Source organism: Bacillus sp. FSL K6-2971 (genome assembly GCF_038006405.1).
Classification (GTDB): Bacteria; Bacillota; Bacilli; order Bacillales; family Bacillaceae; genus Bacillus; species Bacillus pumilus.
In genome coordinates this window covers 708,289-724,944 of the sequence record NZ_JBBOVD010000001.1, presented here as the reverse complement: position 1 = coordinate 724,944, position 16,656 = coordinate 708,289, and the positions used below count along the sequence as shown (strand labels likewise).

14 protein-coding genes, 1 pseudogene, 1 riboswitch and 1 other annotated feature are annotated in these 16,656 nt (G+C 36.5%); of the genes and pseudogenes, 8 read left to right on the top strand and 7 right to left on the bottom strand.

Features of this window, described 5'->3' with window-relative positions:
• Nucleotides 1-299: 299 nt before the first annotated feature.
• Both MHI33_RS03755 and MHI33_RS03750 read right to left on the bottom strand, forming a co-directional pair.
• Nucleotides 300-1,625 (bottom strand): NCS2 family permease, encoded by a 1,326-nt coding sequence (locus MHI33_RS03755; RefSeq protein ID WP_126741185.1) that lies wholly within the window; start codon nucleotides 1,623-1,625, stop codon nucleotides 300-302.
• Between the two features lie 144 nt (nucleotides 1,626-1,769).
• Nucleotides 1,770-1,871, bottom strand: a riboswitch (purine riboswitch).
• Between the two features lie 115 nt (nucleotides 1,872-1,986).
• Nucleotides 1,987-2,883 (bottom strand): LysR family transcriptional regulator, encoded by an 897-nt coding sequence (locus tag MHI33_RS03750; RefSeq protein WP_335351302.1) that lies wholly within the window; start codon nucleotides 2,881-2,883, stop codon nucleotides 1,987-1,989.
• Between the two features lie 101 nt (nucleotides 2,884-2,984).
• Between MHI33_RS03750 and MHI33_RS03745 the strand changes: the two genes are divergently transcribed.
• Complete coding sequence (locus MHI33_RS03745; RefSeq protein WP_340909235.1) at nucleotides 2,985-4,172, top strand: MFS transporter; 1,188 nt, start codon at nucleotides 2,985-2,987, stop codon at nucleotides 4,170-4,172.
• An 18-nt stretch (nucleotides 4,173-4,190) separates the two neighbouring features.
• Here MHI33_RS03745 and MHI33_RS03740 read toward each other — a convergent pair whose 3' ends face one another.
• A complete protein-coding gene (locus MHI33_RS03740) occupies nucleotides 4,191-5,636 on the bottom strand; it encodes a DUF4179 domain-containing protein (RefSeq protein WP_340909233.1) in 1,446 nt (481 codons plus the stop codon).
• Complete coding sequence (locus MHI33_RS03735; protein ID WP_340909231.1) at nucleotides 5,605-6,150, bottom strand: sigma-70 family RNA polymerase sigma factor; 546 nt, start codon at nucleotides 6,148-6,150, stop codon at nucleotides 5,605-5,607. Before MHI33_RS03735 ends, MHI33_RS03740 begins: the two co-directional genes overlap by 32 nt.
• A gap of 223 nt (nucleotides 6,151-6,373) precedes the next feature.
• Between MHI33_RS03735 and MHI33_RS03730 the strand changes: the two genes are divergently transcribed.
• The 3 genes from MHI33_RS03730 to MHI33_RS03720 are packed head-to-tail and all read left to right on the top strand — an operon-like array spanning nucleotide 6,374 to nucleotide 7,323.
• Nucleotides 6,374-6,514, top strand: coding sequence for a Fe3+ hydroxamate ABC transporter substrate-binding protein (locus MHI33_RS03730; protein ID WP_340913768.1), 141 nt, complete (start codon nucleotides 6,374-6,376; stop codon nucleotides 6,512-6,514).
• A gap of 3 nt (nucleotides 6,515-6,517) precedes the next feature.
• Nucleotides 6,518-7,078: a GNAT family N-acetyltransferase gene (locus MHI33_RS03725; protein WP_340909228.1), complete on the top strand. Its 561-nt coding sequence runs from the start codon at nucleotides 6,518-6,520 to the stop codon at nucleotides 7,076-7,078.
• Nucleotides 7,079-7,104: 26 nt separating this feature from the next.
• Nucleotides 7,105-7,323: a hypothetical protein gene (locus tag MHI33_RS03720; RefSeq protein ID WP_260335835.1), complete on the top strand. Its 219-nt coding sequence runs from the start codon at nucleotides 7,105-7,107 to the stop codon at nucleotides 7,321-7,323.
• Between the two features lie 299 nt (nucleotides 7,324-7,622).
• Here MHI33_RS03720 and MHI33_RS03715 read toward each other — a convergent pair whose 3' ends face one another.
• Genes MHI33_RS03715 through MHI33_RS03705 form a run of 3 tightly spaced genes read right to left on the bottom strand, consistent with a single transcriptional unit; the run spans nucleotide 7,623 to nucleotide 11,220 of the window.
• Nucleotides 7,623-9,536: a DUF3732 domain-containing protein gene (locus MHI33_RS03715; protein WP_283924194.1), complete on the bottom strand. Its 1,914-nt coding sequence runs from the start codon at nucleotides 9,534-9,536 to the stop codon at nucleotides 7,623-7,625.
• Nucleotides 9,536-10,024: a three component ABC system middle component gene (locus MHI33_RS03710; RefSeq protein WP_228280397.1), complete on the bottom strand. Its 489-nt coding sequence runs from the start codon at nucleotides 10,022-10,024 to the stop codon at nucleotides 9,536-9,538. Before MHI33_RS03710 ends, MHI33_RS03715 begins: the two co-directional genes overlap by 1 nt.
• Entirely contained in the window at nucleotides 10,021-11,220 is a 1,200-nt protein-coding gene (locus MHI33_RS03705) for an ABC-three component system protein (protein WP_260335832.1), read from the bottom strand. Before MHI33_RS03705 ends, MHI33_RS03710 begins: the two co-directional genes overlap by 4 nt.
• Before the next feature lie 374 nt (nucleotides 11,221-11,594).
• On the opposite strand from MHI33_RS03705, the gene MHI33_RS03700 reads away from it, so the two are divergent.
• The 4 genes and pseudogenes from MHI33_RS03700 (at nucleotide 11,595) to MHI33_RS03685 (ending at nucleotide 16,300) form a co-directional block, all read left to right on the top strand.
• On the top strand, nucleotides 11,595-12,482 hold the full coding sequence (locus tag MHI33_RS03700; protein ID WP_340909214.1) for an AraC family transcriptional regulator: 888 nt from the start codon (nucleotides 11,595-11,597) through the stop codon (nucleotides 12,480-12,482).
• Nucleotides 12,483-12,745: 263 nt separating this feature from the next.
• Nucleotides 12,746-13,010 (top strand) — a binding site (T-box leader).
• 56 nt (nucleotides 13,011-13,066) lie between these two features.
• Nucleotides 13,067-14,716, top strand: a pseudogene (locus tag MHI33_RS03695) (2-isopropylmalate synthase).
• Entirely contained in the window at nucleotides 14,717-15,796 is a 1,080-nt protein-coding gene (locus MHI33_RS03690; protein WP_340909212.1) for an AraC family transcriptional regulator, read from the top strand.
• A gap of 18 nt (nucleotides 15,797-15,814) precedes the next feature.
• Complete coding sequence (locus tag MHI33_RS03685; protein ID WP_065099129.1) at nucleotides 15,815-16,300, top strand: YbaK/EbsC family protein; 486 nt, start codon at nucleotides 15,815-15,817, stop codon at nucleotides 16,298-16,300.
• Nucleotides 16,301-16,656 lie beyond the last annotated feature (356 nt).

Below are 16,656 nucleotides of genomic sequence, written 5' to 3'. Positions count from 1 at the left end.
GGAGTCTCTCTGTTCAGTCAAGATTCCTTGACGTTCATACGAATAGACGGATAAAAGGCAGCAGAGGTTTTAAAGTGCCAAGAAAATAAGACAAAACAAAAAAACAGCAGCTTCCATGAGCTGCTGTTTCAGCGTGTAGACAACCCCTCGCATTCGTTGTCAGTCCTGCGCGCTGGTGCTTACGAATGTCAAATTCGCTCCGCGCCAGTGCTCGTCCTTCCTAGACTTCAAATGTTTTCTATCACGCTGAAAGAAGACAAAGGGATAAAATAAAGATCATTTTAACCCTTTGTCAACAATTAATGATTTAAGAAAACAAAGTAGAGAATAAAGATCACAAACAATCCGTACATAATCGGATGTACTTCTTTGGCTTTCCCTTTAAAGATCATCGTAATCGGGTAGAAAATAAAGCCAACCGCAATCCCTGTTGCAATACTGTATGTGAGTGGCATCATAATCATCGTTAAGAACGCTGGTACGGCAATTTCAAAACGATCCCATGCAATCTTCGCAAGCGGAGCGACCATCAGTGCACCCACAATAATCAAAGCAGGTGCTGTCACATTCGATGTAACGATGGATAATAGCGGCGAGAAGAACATCGCAAGCAAGAAGAAAATACCTGTCACGACAGCTGCAAATCCAGAACGTGCACCAGCCGCAACACCTGAGCTAGATTCAACATAAGATGTTGTCGTCGATGTTCCAAGAACAGAACCTACAACGATTGAAGATGAATCCGCTAGAAGTGCTCTTCCTGCACGCGGCAGCTCATTATTTTTCATTAAACCAGCTTGGGTTGCAACAGCCACAAGCGTTCCTGCTGTATCAAAGAACCCAACGAATAAGAACGTTAAAATCACGACAAGCATTTGAATCGAGAAAATGTCTGGCAAGTGAATCAAGGCTTGTCCAAAGGTTGGAGATAAGCTTGGAATACTTCCCACAATTTGAGTCGGTACTGGGATAAGACCAACAATCATTCCTGCAATAGCTGTCACAAGCATCCCAATGAAGACACCTGCATTTACTCGCAGAACCATTAAAATGACAGTCACCACGATACCAAACACCGTTAATAAGACAGGACCACTATGAATGTTTCCAATCGAAACGAGCGTATTATCATTATTGGCAATAATGCCAGAGCCTTGCAGACCGACAAACGTAATGAATAGGCCAATACCTGCACCAACCGCCAGCTTCAGCTCAGCCGGAATGGCATTGATGATTTTTTCACGGAAACCTGTTAAAGAAAGGGCAACGAAAATCAATCCTGAAACAAATACACCAGAAAGTGCTGCTTCCCATGTGATGCCCATGCCAAGAACAACCGAGAAGGCGAAAAAGGCATTCAAGCCCATACCTGGTGCAATCGCAATCGGATACCTGGCAATTAGCCCCATCAGAATACACCCTGCGGCAGAGGCTAACGCCGTCGCTGTAAAGACAGCGCCCTGATCAATTCGTAATTTATCTGGAAAATCCGGTACTGCTACTAAAGCAAGTGTGGTCGGATTGACAAACAGAATGTAAGCCATCGACAAAAATGTGGTTAAACCACCGATGATTTCTCTGCGGTAATTCGTTCCTAACTCATCAAACTGAAAAAACTGTTTCAAGCCAACTGACTCCCTTCATGTCCTTTTGCTTTAGTCTGCCCCATTCACAAGTCAAATAAAAAACGCCCCAACAGTTTTGGGACGCTTGACTACATATGTGAATTCAGACGGTGACATAAAACAAGAACAATGCATGATTTATATCAAACGAGTGTGAATTGACGTAGTCAAGCTATTTACGGTAGCTTGGTAGAAACTTGCGGGCCATATCCCCGCTATTATACGACTTCTATCTATTTGATTTCTGTGTCTATTGTACCAACTTCATTTTTAAAACACAATACGAAAAGCGAACATTTTTCAAAGAAATGTCCGCTTCATTCGTCTTATTACACGAATTTGGAAAATCGCATCTAGTTCTTTATACATCCTTCTCCAAATCCTTCTCTTTTGCAAAAACTGCTGCGGCTACATGGAAAAACTCTTTCACTGCCGGAGAAGCTTGGGAGAGAGACGGACAGGCAAGTGCAACCTCACGGTGATGAGAGACATTCAACTTTCGAATGTGCACAAGCTGCTGCGTTTTTAAAAACAGCTCAGGACCTATCGTGACACCAAGTCCTTCTCCGACCATACGAGCAATGGTCGTACAATCGTGTACTTCAAATAAAGTAGCTGGCTTCAATTGAGCCTCAGAAAATATATCCTCTACATGTGATTGATACATGCCAGTCGGCATAATAAATGGTTCATCCGCCAAATCTGTAATGTCTACAATGGACAGCTGGTGAAATCGATGATTTGGATGATAGGCGACCACCATTTCATCTTTGATCAGCGGCAACAAGTCAAAGGCTTCATCCGCATGGCCTTTCACAACAAATCCAACATCAATGATGCCAGAGCCCAGCCACTCCAATATTTCTTCATACGTCCCCTCATAAAATTTAAATTCGATTTTCGGATGCTTTTTCTGATAGCTCACAAGCAGCTTAGGCAATAAACAAGCAGATGCACTGGCAAATGTACCGATACGAATCAAGCCAGTTTCGATATTTTTCGTTAACGCAATCTCCTGCTGGATCTTCTCCACCCTATTTAACACTTCTCTAATATGCGGGAGAAGCGTTTGACCGATATCTGTCAGCATGATGCCCTTTTTTCGATCACGAATGAATAAGGACACATCCCACTCCGTTTCTAAACTCGCCACCGCATGACTGACCGCGGACTGCGTCATATTTAATGCTTCAGCTGCTGCGGTAAAGCTGCCAAGCTCGACCACTTTTGCAATAATATCAAAGCGAACAAAGCTCATGAGTATTCACTCATCTCCTTCATGAAAAACATCAATTTTACTTATGTTAGCACGGAATTTAAACTAAATACAACGTATCAAATTGAAGGAAGGGTTCAAAAATGAAAAACACATCACATCAGTTATTGATTATTCTTTTAGCTGTCGGTTCATTCGTCACAGGCACTTCAGAATTCGTCGTGTCAGGCATTCTAGATATGATTTCTGTTGATTTAAATATCTCCATTCCTGCTGCCGGGCAGCTTATCACCGTTTACTCTCTCTTTTATGCAGTAGGTGCTCTCTTTTTAGTGATGGCAACATCGAAATTGAACCGAAAAAAGGTTCTGTTATCGGCTATTTTTGTGTTTATTTTAGGCAATGTGGTCGCCTTTCTTAGCCATCACTTTATGCTACTCCTGCTATCCCGAGTCATCATGGCCATGAGTGGCGGCTTATATATTGTCGTCGCCACGAATTATGCAGCGCAGATCGCCCCTCCAGAAAAAAAGGGAAGTGCAATGGCGACGGTCATTACTGGTTTTACCGTTTCACTCGTACTTGGTGTCCCTATTGGCACATTTCTATCAGGTCATGTAGATTGGCACTATATTTTTCTCATCATTGCACTAGGTACTGCTTGTCTTTTACTACTGCTTTATCAATTACTGCCACGCATGGAGGGACATTCACAACTGCCATTGAAGCAGCAATTACATCTCCTTCAAGATAGCAGGGTGATCAGCGGCTTAGCCACGACCGTCTTTTGGATCTTAGGCTACACAATGGTGTTCACTTATATCTCACCTTTATTACGACAGACCGCTGGCTTCTCTCTTGAAATGACAAGTATCGCCTTACTCATTTTAGGAATCGCTGCTTTTATAGGCTCACGATTTGGCGGCTTCGCCGTTGATCAATGGGGACCAAACCGAACCATCTCGATCAGCATCATGATCCAGATGCTCGCTCTATTCACCCTATTTTTTACACAATTTTCTACAATTAGCGTCTTGATCACATTAGCCATATGGGGCATCGCAACATGGACGACAACGCCAGCAAAGCAGTTTTATCTCATTTCTCTAAAACCTCAAGCATCAGAAACCGTGCTGAGCTTTAATACAGCGATTATGAATATTGGCATGATGCTCGGATCGTCAATGGGCGGCGTGATTATACAATATACAAATGTCACGAACTTAAGCTGGATTGGCGGTTTAGCTAGTTTTGTGGCATTCATGTTGATTCGGTACTCGTTCCATCGCAATCAGCTGGTCCAAAAGCAGACAAAAAGCGAACATGTATAATCATGTTCGCTCTCTTATTTATTGACTAGCTTTTGAAGTTTCTTTTTTGACTGGAATGGTTACCTTTATCGCTTTCTGTGGTGCCAACATATTCAGTTCTGACAAATCAAGATAAAGCCCATAATCTTTAAAAGAAAAATGGTTTAATGATAAAGTCTCTAGATTCTTATCATCAAATTCAAAGGTGGATTGCATGGAAGCTGTCTTTACATTCGTCATCTTCGCATGGTTCCCCTTCAAGTAATATCCGCTTTCATAGTCTGCTTGTGGATTGGGCCATGATTTCATCTTTTCAACATCGCCTAATCCAATGAATTCACCTATATTCTTCATCACATCCTGATCTAATTCTTTTTGATCTACTCCAGTAAATTGATAATCAACCATCACAGAACGGTCTTTTTGCTCTATCTTATTGATTTTGATTCCGATGCCATGGTGTTTTGTTTTGAACTGAACAGGCAGCTTTGTCTTGAGAGGAATGATGTGGCTGTATTCTCGTTCGATATCCACAGATGTGTCAAATGTCAATTCGGTCGCCTTTGGATTGATCGGCTGATTCAAAATCGTCAAATGTTCTTTTCTATTTTTATCAGAAGTCAGTTGTTTTTTCCTTAAAACAGTTCCAATCTCAAGCTCATACTCATTTCCTAAATTATCTTTCATCCCATGTATACTAACTTTATCATCTTTGGCAAAACCATTGTAATCAATGGCATATTGAATAGCAGAGCCATTCACTCCGTTTTCAACCTTTACGTTTCTTATTTGATAACGTCCATTTAAAATAGACACGTCTTTTTGTCCCGCTAATAAAGTGGTTTTTTGCTTGACCACAGGTAACTTGAAGCGCCAATTCCCTACAATATCCCCAATCTTCGAAATAACAAGCGGGACTTGTTGACCTTGTTTGATCGTTTGTCCATTTGTATAGACTTCCGTCTGCCCAACATAGCGGCCATCTTTTAATTTTTTTAACTCTGTTTTATCAAAATTCAGTTGAAAGTTTCCATCGATTTTTTCTGGATTCACTCTAAACGATACAAAATCTTCTTTTGTATGGAAATTCTCCACAGTAAACGTATAAACAAGCCGCCCGGCGTCATAGTACACACTGTTCACTTTCACAGTAACCCCTCTTGATTCAGCCCCCTCATTGACGTGCTTCACCAAATCACTCTGAAAAAGAGACATTCCTACTTTATCGTGAAACATCATATAAAACTGTCCAATAATCGGGACACGTGCCATCGCTGTATTAAGAGAAGGAAAAAGGAAGCCTGATGAAAAATAAAGAACGATCAGTACGATGACAGAGTATATTGGCGTTCTCCAATTCCATGTGAACCAACGTCTTTTCTTTTCCGCTTTCACATCTCCTATTGCTTGGCGAACCGCAGAGGTTACTTCCACAATTGGTACTTCAATCTCATCATAAAGCTTTTTCATTTGTTTTCGTTCCATCGACACTCTCCTCCTCTTCCAACGTTTGCTTTAATAACTTTCTTGCGCGATACAAATGAGTTTTGACCGTTCCTTCAGGCATACCCATCTGCTGAGAAATCATCGAAATCGAATAATCTTGAAAATAAAATAGCTGAATCACAATCTGGTATTGCTCATCTAACACATCAAGAGCATGTTTTAAATCTAATTTGTCTTCCAAAAAATCATTCCGCTCAACGCTTTCGTGCTGCTGTTCAAACGGCACAACATCTTGCTGCTTTTTCTTCATCGCAAAAATCGTATGAATCAAAATCCGAGTCAGCCAGCTAGAAAAATAAGCTGGTTCTTTCAAACCAGATAGATGCTTAAACGCTTTAAATACTGTCTCCTGAACAGCATCTAACGAATCCTCTTTATTTCTTGTGTAGAGAAAAGCCGTTTTATATAAACGCTCCTGATACATCAGCATTAATTTCTCAAATACCGGGACATTCCCTTTTTGTGCTTTTTTAATTAGACGCACTTGCTTCATCTCACTCAACCTCCTACACCTGTTAGAGCACGCTTTCTCTCAAACGGTTTCAACAAACGGACATTTCTTTTACTTAGCATATGTCGGATAAAAACAGAAAAAGTGAATAATGGAGTCGAAAGAATAAGTTGGATATTTGATATAATGGAAGAAATATCTACAAAAAGGAGTATGTCGATTGTTTCTATTTGAAGAACCTACGTGTGCTAGCTGTTAGAAAAAGATAGAAGGAAACGAAGAAGTTTACGTTAAGCTGGTCTATCCAAAGAGAAAAGGAATGACAGAGGTGAAGGCTTGGCTGAGGAATGAAGGGGTTTTTTATTGTAAGGCATGTACAGAACAAAAGACATCACATGGAGGATAAAAAATGAACAAAATCACCTATCCAAAATCATTTCCAACAATACATACCGAAAGACTAATCTTAAAACAAGCAACAATCGCAGATGCTAAGGATATGCACATCTATTTATCCAATGAAACCGTGTGCCGATACATGGGAATCGATGCTCATGAAACCATCGAAGACACAAAAGAAGAAATCAAGTGGTATGACGATATCTTCAAAGAACAAACAGGCATCCGGTGGGGCATTTCTTTAAAAGATGATCCTGCGATCATCGGCAGCTGTGGATTTTTTCATTTGAAAAAACAGCACTGCCGCACGGAAATTGGCTATGAATTGCATCACGATCATTGGAGAAAAGGCATTATGAGCGAGGCGATTGCTGCGGTGTTACGATATGGGTTTCAGGAGATGAATCTGAACCGGATTGAAGCCATCATTGATCCAACAAACACGTCTTCTGTTCAATTATTGAAGAACTTTGATTTTTTACGTGAGGGTTTATTGAGAGAGTATGATCTTGGTCAGAATGGGTTTGATGATGTGTATATGTATTCGATTTTGAAGAGGGATTACGAATAAAATTCTATTAGACAGAGAAGAAACAAATGAAAACGGATATTCATTTCATCCAAAAATCGCAATCAGAGTATGTTTCTTTTCTTTATGAACTCAATCCGGCTATTGAAAAGCTTGCCAGCAAGTGGGACAGTCAGCACCCCTATTACTTAGCACAAGAACCCAATAAAGATGGGGTGTTTCTCATAAAAGAAAAGTTATTTAAACTTGAAAAAAGCTTGAAGCACATGATTATGTCAGGATTTTGAAATCAATGATTCTTAATATTGGTAATATTACCTCTATTTCTCCTAAAATGAGCGGCCTTCTCGATGCAATCCTGACAATGAGGTAAAAGTGATGATTCACGTTTTTATATTCAAGCATTGAAAGTTACAGAGAAAGTGAACAGGCTGAGAAGTTATATCATCAATCTTTTCATCACATTTTGTATGAACTTTACGGCGTTAGTGATGATTACTGTTTCACATTTGGATCAATGCCTAATAATTAGAAAAGACACCTCATTATAAAGTGTCTATTTAGAGATTCATAATTTTGTGAAAATTTATTTATACCAATATGTAGGAATTAGTTTTTCACCATGATGCCAATTTTCAATAATACACGATTCAAAGTTTTCATTCTCAACTAGATTGGCATGGTCAACAACAATTATCTGTAAATTCTTATTTAAAGTTTTAACTCGTTCATTAATAAAATCATATATTTTCCCCACCATATTCCAGTCAGTATCTTTTTCTTGTACTTTTGACGGGAAATAGACTTGAGATGGTTGATCTAAAAATAAAAAATGCGGTACTGGCCTTTTATTTTCAATAAAGAAACTTTGTAAAGCGAAGTAGGCAATTAAATGTACTCCCACCCAATTTGAACCACTACCCAATTGTTGTAATGGAACAACTCTATCTGGTTTATCAACTACAACAGTCACTTTATTCATATCCAATCTATATGGATTAGCTGAATGTTCCAAATCCAACTGCGTAGCCCATTCAGTCATTTTAGTAGATATTCTTGACAGAGAATATTGCTTTCTTTCTTCAAGAGTATCTCGATCTAATTGCTTATCAATTTTTTTAATTTGATCATTTAATGACATTATTCTTTCTTCGATATTGCTTAAATCTGATCTATCTTTAACACTCTCCAGCCAAAGACTTATTCTTCCTAAAATTTTAGCTTTTCGAGTATACAAGTCTCTTAGTGCAATAGCATCTTGATTTTGATTGTAAATTCCATCAATTTGAGCTTTAATATTCTGTATTTCTTCTACTAATTTTTGTCTAGTACTTTCTAAGTTATCAATATATTTTCTAATTTTCGGCTTTTCTCTGCTTACATTTTTTATATTATTATCTAAACTTGTGATAGCAGTTCGTATACTTTCTATTCCAGGTAGCGGATTATTAAGTATATTACTACAAAGGGGACAATGATTTGGTCGGAAGTCAATCTTTTCAAATAAGCCTATGGAACTTAATCTTAACTTTTGATGTTCCACTTCCTCAGAAAAGAATGAGGTCTCTCCATTGAAGGTTTTTGCAAACTGAACATCTTCATTTAATTCAAATAAACTCTGCTGTTTTTTATCTAACTCGGTTTGCAAGTAACTAATTTTATCCATACCAATTGTTTGAATATTATCTGGAGTCCAATCTTCTACAGATTTTAATAAATTATGAATCTCAGTGAAGTTCCCATAGTCAACTTTGTGCTCATCTTGAATTAGACCTACAGCTTTTGCTTCAGAAATTAGAGTAATGGCTTTCTGTAATCCTCCACCTTGTAACATTTCCAATTCCTCTAATTTTCGTTTTTCTATTGAAACTTTACGTTTAAGAAGAGAGCGCTCTCTTTCTAAAATGAGGAATTTTTCATTTACTATACCCATAAAATAAGGTAAAGTATCCTTGATTGATTGAGTAATAAAAGGTTCAGACTGCCTATGAAATAAAAAAGATTTTGCAGCAATCTCGTCTTGATTTTGAAAACAATAATATAGTGCATGTCGTATATTAGCCGATAAAGGTCTTCTTGTTTGAGTTTCATGCGGAATATTTAAATTTTCAGATATACCAATTCTATTCGATAAAAGTGTTTCAATACCTGATACAGTTTCATTTTGTTCAAAATTAAGCTCATTGGGAGAATTAATGTTTTCACCAATTTCAATGTAACAAACATTTGTTGTTTGTTGCCCTATTTCGGGATTTTTTCTAGCAACGAAAACCCTTTCTGTATCAAATTGTAATAATAAACCATACCATAGCGAATTTTCCCTTACAACACCATCAGCTATATTACAAGAATCTCCCCCTAAACAATAATCAATAATATCACCAATAGCTGATTTTCCAGTTTTCGACTTACCTGTGATAATATTAACTTTACCAAGTTCAAAAGAAACTTTTCTTACTTTTCCGTTTTCTCCATAAATAATAAGCTCTCGTATTTGCACTATGGACGCACCCCTAAACCAATAAAAATAGTCTCAACTTTTCCTGCATTTGCAAACCATCTACCTATATGCTCACTTTTTGTCAGACACTGTTTTATTTCTTCATCTACAAATTTTGTTTTACTCAAACCTTTTTGGGTACTATTTACTTCTAATTCAGCATTTTCATTTATGAGTAATATATTTGTTTGCAAAAGAAATTCAACAGATTCATTAGCTATCTCTACAAGCTCTTTTACACGTTCACTATATCCAATTAATAATTCTGGATGTTTTTGTGTCCAAATTAAAAACTTAGTTTTACTTGATATAGTGTCTCTAGTATTCTTGTGTAATACAAGAGGCAAGATAAGATATATCAATGGAAAAGGAAAAGCTCTATTAGATACTTTATTAAATTGTTTTATAACTGTATAAATTAATCTACCACAAAAAGCAGGGTTTAAAAGATATGCAACTTCTTTGGATCGTTCATTCCAGCTATTCACTTGATAACCACTTCTCTTCCAATCAAATAATCTAACCTTTCTTTAAAGTCATTATGCCACCCCACTTTTAAATCATCTGCAAGAATATGATAACTTCCACGCATGATAAATGGTTCAGAGCATCGTTCTCTTATTCTAATGTCTTTGTTTTCAATTTCTTTAAAAAGCGACTTCCCATGTTTCTTGCTAATATCGTCTGTGAGTTCACCATAATCCTGTAATTCATCTTCCATATCTGCAAAACAATGCTCCCATTCATCTATCAATCTGGATTCATATCTATCTAATTCATTTAAGTATAATAAATCGTTTCTTACCCAATTTGCTCTTTGCCTGAATGCTCTCTGATAATCTCGTAAAGCAACTTTCAATTTATTTTTATTTATTCCTATCAATTTTAATTGTTCATAGAAGAGCTGACCATCAAAAGAGGAACTATCAACATCATTGTAGAGATTGTCTATATCTATTGGTAAATTATCAGTAGAGTATTCTTGGCTTATATCAACAATATAAGAAGCTACTTGCCTAGCATTAACATATACTGGTTTTGTTGAACGAAGTGCATCAATTGCTTTGTTAGTCCACCAACCCTCTAAACGTTCAAATACAGAAGATATGTATTGAGGTTTACAACTATACCTCAATATTTTTTTAATATGTGAAGCGGTATCTACTATATTAGAAGACTTATCAACAACATAAACATTATATAGTAACTCCTTGGAAATTAATGAAATATTTTCTATGAAATTATCATAATAACTTTTATGAGCTTTATTATTCGATTTTTCAGCAATACTTTTTAAAATTGTAAATGCTTTTTCTGGGTTTCTTATATTCATTTCAGTAGTTAGAAAAAAACTTGCTGAGTTCTCTGGTGATTTTGCAGTAGTAATTATCAAAAATTTGGTTTTTTTTAGTAAATCACAATCCTTTTTCAGTTCATTTATCCACACATTCAATGTTCGCCAAATATCTGTACTTGAATCCGTTAAGTCCCCATACTTTTTGGTATGGTGTTTCAATTGGATAAATACATTTTCTGACCCATCTGGTTTGGTAAATGCGATATCATCAAATTTTTCTATACTTATATTGGATTCTTCGTCATCATTTTCAAGCAAGAGATATAAAGCATATCTTATTTGATAAATATAGCCTATCATTTGTTCCGAAGCTTGATGATTTGACATATAATACCTCCTTAAACAATATATGAATTTATTATACGTTCCTCACAACTAAACATCAATTGGGATAAAAATTGTTATTGGTTTTTTTAGTGAAAATTTTACTCATTTTTCAATTATCACTAATATTATTGTTAATCTAGATTATGTTAGTGTAGAGAATCGCATCAAATTCACAGACGATTTCTAGTTTCACCTAAATACACGGATACCTAGTCCTGAACCTGAGAATGACTGTCTCCACACGATGTCGGAATACTTAGCTTTGGAACCTATTACAGAAAGGTCCATTCTATAATTGCAACACAGCACAAAAAGTCAAGTTTCCTAAAGAGCATTTCCGCTATACTAAACTCGTAAAGCAAGGAGGTGCACGGTTGTCCTATCAAGAACATGAAAAAACGATTCAAGAAACATTAAATTATATTGAACAGCATCTGAAAGATGATTTACCGCTTCAAACTCTAGCGAAACACGCTGGTTATTCTAGGTTTCACTTTCACCGTATGTTCAAAAAAGTGATTAAGAAATCAGTGGTTGATTATATACGGGAACGACGGATGACCCAAGCGGCAAAGGATTTAATTCATACGGATCAACGGGCGATTGACATCGCATTGCAGTATCGATTTAGTTCACAGGAATCCTTCACTAGAGCCTTTAAGAAGATATATGACATGTCACCCGCACGTTATCGGAAATTATTAAGAAATGTGATTAATGAGGAGGAAACAAATATGGCTGATCATCAGAACACACCTACTGGCTGGATTATGACGGGGGATACCCCAACTGACTATGAAACAGGTTTGGATAACAGAATTGTACACAGTGGGACTAACTCCGCTTATTTAAAATCAAAAAATGAAAAAGCTGGAGGTTTCGCAACATTGATGCAACAAATTAAGTCTGATCGTTATCGAGGGGAACGTCTTCAATTTTCTGCTTTTGTCAAAAGCGAAGATGTGAAAGGCTCAGCTGGTTTATGGATGAGGATTGACCATTCTTCAGGTGAAGTTCTTGCGTTTGACAACATGATGAACCGTCCCATTACAGGAACAAATGGATGGAATCATTTTAGTGTAGTACTAGATGTTCCAGTAAAAAGTGAAGTCATTGCGTTTGGCATATTACTACAAGGTCCAGGTCAAATTTGGATGGACGAACTTAGTTTTAAAATTGTAGATGAAAGTGTGCCAGTGACAGAACAAAATACTGTGGATCATTTAGAGGATGAACCAGTGAATTTAAATTTTGAGGGCTAGCAGACTGAATTTAAGAGGAGGTTAATTGTCATGAAAAAAATTGGTGCAATTTTATTGTTCGCTTTGAATTCACTCACCTTTATTTGTGGCCTCGGATTTTTATTTGGTGAAGAGGATACCACATTAAAACAGAAGTAAAATAAAGAAAATAAAATTTAAAATGAAGATAAGCACCCATAGGACAAAAAAAATCAATTAAAAAAGATATCCCTACCACTATCTCTTTTTTGTCATCTTGGTATAATAGAAAAAATCAGAAAAATTAGAATGCGATGATAAGGAATAGTACTTGCCGAAATGTTTTCAGAAAGTTGCTGGTTGATGAGAAGCAATAACAAAAAGGTAGGGAACTCACCTTAGAGTAGCCTTAGTGAAATGAAAAGTATTGATGTAGTTAAGGTCGGCACCCCACCGTTATATGGGAAGGATATAAGATATAACAATCTGTATCCGAATAAGGGCATGATAATGTATGGTTATCATGAAACAGGGGTGGTACCGCGTAAGAAGAAGTCTTTCGTCTCCAAGTTAAATCTTGGAGATGATAGGCTTTTTTTATATTCCAATTACAGGAGGAATCGATGATGTTTAACCACAAAAAATACGAAAAGAAATACTTTTTGCCACCGAACCTTACTTATGATTGGGTGAAGAAAGAAACATTAGAAAGTGCTCCGATATGGTGCAGTGTGGACTTACGGGATGGAAATCAAGCATTACCTATTCCTATGAACTTAGAAGAAAAATTGGAAATGTTTCAGTTACTAGTAGAGATAGGTTTTAAAGAAATTGAAATCGCATTTCCAGCTGCTTCCGATACGGAGTTTAGGCTATTACGGACACTGATTGATCATCATATGATTCCAGACGATGTAACGATTATGGTGATCACGCAAGCGAGAGAGCATATTATCCGCCGAACCTTCGAAGCAATTAAGGGGGTACCGAAAGCGATTGTTCATTTATATAATTCGACTTCAGAAGCGCAGCGCAGACAAGTATTTAAGAAAACAAAAGATGAAATTAAACAAATTGCAATTGATGGAGCTATTTTAGTAAAAGAACTGGCCGAAAAAACAGAAAGCGATATTTATTTTCAATATAGTCCTGAAAGCTTTCCAGGAACAGAAGTGGATTATGCGTTAGATATTTGTAAGAGTGTTTTAGATATTTGGAAACCGACACCAAATCATAAAGCGATCATCAATATTCCGACAACAGTTGAATATTCAATGCCTCATATCTTTGCAAGTCAGATTGAGTATATACACAAAAATCTGTCTTACCGAGACAGTGTGACATTATCTGTTCATCCTCATAATGACCGTGGCTCTGGGGTGAGTGATGCAGAATTTGGTGTGCTAGCTGGCGCAGAAAGAGTCGAAGGTACATTATTTGGTATCGGTGAACGTACAGGGAACGTAGACTTGATTACCTTGGCGATGAATATGTATTCACAAGGTTATAATCCAAAATTGAATTTCAATAACCTAGAAGCTATTCGTAAAAAATATGAAAAACTAACCAAAATTACTGTTCATGAAAGACAGCCATATTCTGGCGAGATGGTTTTCACCGCATTCTCTGGGTCACATCAAGATGCTATATAATATAGAAAGGAAAATCATGTTGATAAATGGGACGTTCCGTATATCCCAGTAGATCCAGTTGACTTGGGGAGGAATTATCAAACGGATGTGATTCGAATCAATAGCCAGTCTGGAAAAGGCGGCATAGGCTATATACTAGAAACAAATTATGGCATTCAACTTCCTTATCAAATGAATGAAGCCATGGGATATGAAGCGAAGAAAGTATCTGATCAGACAAATAGGGAATTGTCTGTCGAAGAAATATATCATGTATTTGAAAAGCAGTATGTTGATTTTCACCCTCATTTCCAGGTGCTTGATTATCAATTTCATAAAGGAGAGAAGCAGGAAGTCACCTTAACTTTGCTGAGAGATCATCAACAAATTGAAATACAAGGAACTGGCACTGGAAGTTTAGATGCAATCAGTCATGCGTTAAAAGCTTACTTTAATCTCGAGTATGTTTTGGAAGTCTATGAACAGAATTCTTTGGGCAAGGATTCTCAAGCAAAAGCCTGTGCACAGATTGGTATTTCATATCAAGGAAAAATGCATTGGGGTGCTGGAATAGATAAAGATATTATAGAAGCAACAGTGAAGGCCCTTGTGGTTGCAGTAAATAAGCTAGAGGTTTGGATGTAGATGGAAAAAGATAAACTTGAAAAACATGAAGCGATGCAATATTTAAGAGAATATAACGAGCAAGAAATCTTTTATCAACAATACCAACAGAAAAGGCATGACAATCAATCATTGCAATTATTTTTGAAGGATTATGATCAAAACAATTTAATGCATAAGCAAATATATATAGAAGAATTTTTGCTTAAAGGGCAGAACGAATTTGAAAAAGAGGATACCATGTGGTTAGGTCAGGAGAAAGATATCGAAGTGAGAAAGTATAGCCGTTTTATGCCTCCATTGTCGGCTATCCATGATTTCTTTGAGATGATCTATGTTCTGGAAAATGAGATGTATTTAGAAGTGGAAGATAAAAAAATGACTTTAAAATCAGGAGATATTGCCTTTATTCCACCTGATACAATACACAAGCCAATTGTCATGGAGAATACAATCGCAATCCAAATCATGATCCGTAAAAGTACTTTTCAAAAAGTGTTTTTTAAAATGTTAAAAGGCAATCATGTCATTTCAGAGTTCTTTTTGAATGCATTGTATATAAAAGAAAATAAAAATATTCTTATTTTCCATAGTCGCTTGGATAAAAATTTGCTAGACTGCTCTCTTCAACTATTTACAGAAAATCACAATCGGTTTCCTAGTTACCAATTGATTATGAATAATTTGTTTGAGATATTATTATGTCTCTTATTAAGATTCAAACCAAGTCATATGAACGTAAATCAGGTCAAACAATATAGTGATATACGTATGATTCAAATGCTCCAATATATTCAGCAATGTTGTGAGCATATCACAATCCAGGAGATGGCAGAGGAATTTAACCTTTCACAATCTTATCTGTCAAAATATATAGCTCGTAAACTTGGCAAATCATTTAGTGAGATTCGACAAGAAATAAGATTGGAAAAAGCCTGCAAAATGCTCACAGGTAGCAATTTACAAGTAGATGATATTGCGGCAGCCGTTGGTTATCAAAATGTAGAGCATTTCATTCGTTTATTTAAGAGAAAGAATCACCTAACACCACAACAATATCGTTTAAATAATAAAGTCGAGCAAACTTCAAATCAATACTAATAAAAAGGAGAAATCATCATGTCAATCAAAAAAGTAAAAGATTATTTTAAACAATATGATATGGATACTCGAATTCAAGAATTTTCAGTATCTAGTGCAACCGTAGACTTGGCTGCTTCTGCATTGGGCTGCGAACCTGAAAGAATCGCAAAAACACTCTCCTTTCTAGTAAATGGGCAAGCTATTTTAGTTGTGACCTCTGGCGATGCAAAAGTTGACAACAAAAAATTCAAGGAATATTTTAAAACAAAAGCTAAAATGCTTTCTCCTCATGAGGTCGTTGACTTGGTCGGTCATGAAATTGGCGGAGTATGTCCTTTTGCTATAAAGAATGGCATTTCTGTTTATTTAGATATTTCACTAAAACGTTTTGAGACAGTCTATCCAGCCTGCGGGAGCAGAAACAGTGCTATTGAACTAACAATCAAACAATTAGAAAAATACTCCGGTTATTCACAATGGATTGATGTGGGTAAGGGATGGAATGATTCATTAACGCATTAAAACGGAAGGAAAAATAAAGTGGGATTCAAAGATTTAATAATAAGCATAACGATAATCCAAGAGCTAGACGCAAATAACACAGAGCCAATCATTTGAGTTTGATATATCACTCATCTTATCAGCTCTTTTTTTAAATAAAGTTTATTCATTTTTTATAGTTTTCGCTTCTTTGATACCATTAGCTAAAGCTTCATAAGCAGTAGTAGCTCTGGATCATCTCCTTTAAGGAGACAAAGCAAAACTATGATACCTCCCACAAAAATCAATTTACCTGTGGACTATTTAGGAAAGCAGAAACAAAAAGTGCAATTAAAAATAAAAAAGAGCTAAAAACCTTGATACATAAAGGTTTCTAG

Excerpts from the sequence above, each read along its gene's own strand:
- MHI33_RS03740 (WP_340909233.1), bottom strand. The coding sequence starts at position 5,636 with ATGGAACGAAAACAAATGAAAAAGCTTTATGATGAGATTGAAGTACCA.
- MHI33_RS03725 (WP_340909228.1), top strand. The coding sequence starts at position 6,518 with ATGAACAAAATCACCTATCCAAAATCATTTCCAACAATACATACCGAA.
- MHI33_RS03735 (WP_340909231.1), bottom strand. The coding sequence starts at position 6,150 with ATGAAGCAAGTGCGTCTAATTAAAAAAGCACAAAAAGGGAATGTCCCG.
- MHI33_RS03705 (WP_260335832.1), bottom strand. The coding sequence starts at position 11,220 with ATGTCAAATCATCAAGCTTCGGAACAAATGATAGGCTATATTTATCAA.
- MHI33_RS03690 (WP_340909212.1), top strand. The coding sequence starts at position 14,717 with ATGGAAAAAGATAAACTTGAAAAACATGAAGCGATGCAATATTTAAGA.
- MHI33_RS03745 (WP_340909235.1), top strand. The coding sequence starts at position 2,985 with ATGAAAAACACATCACATCAGTTATTGATTATTCTTTTAGCTGTCGGT.
- MHI33_RS03685 (WP_065099129.1), top strand. The coding sequence starts at position 15,815 with ATGTCAATCAAAAAAGTAAAAGATTATTTTAAACAATATGATATGGAT.
- MHI33_RS03750 (WP_335351302.1), bottom strand. The coding sequence starts at position 2,883 with ATGAGCTTTGTTCGCTTTGATATTATTGCAAAAGTGGTCGAGCTTGGC.
- MHI33_RS03720 (WP_260335835.1), top strand. The coding sequence starts at position 7,105 with ATGAAAACGGATATTCATTTCATCCAAAAATCGCAATCAGAGTATGTT.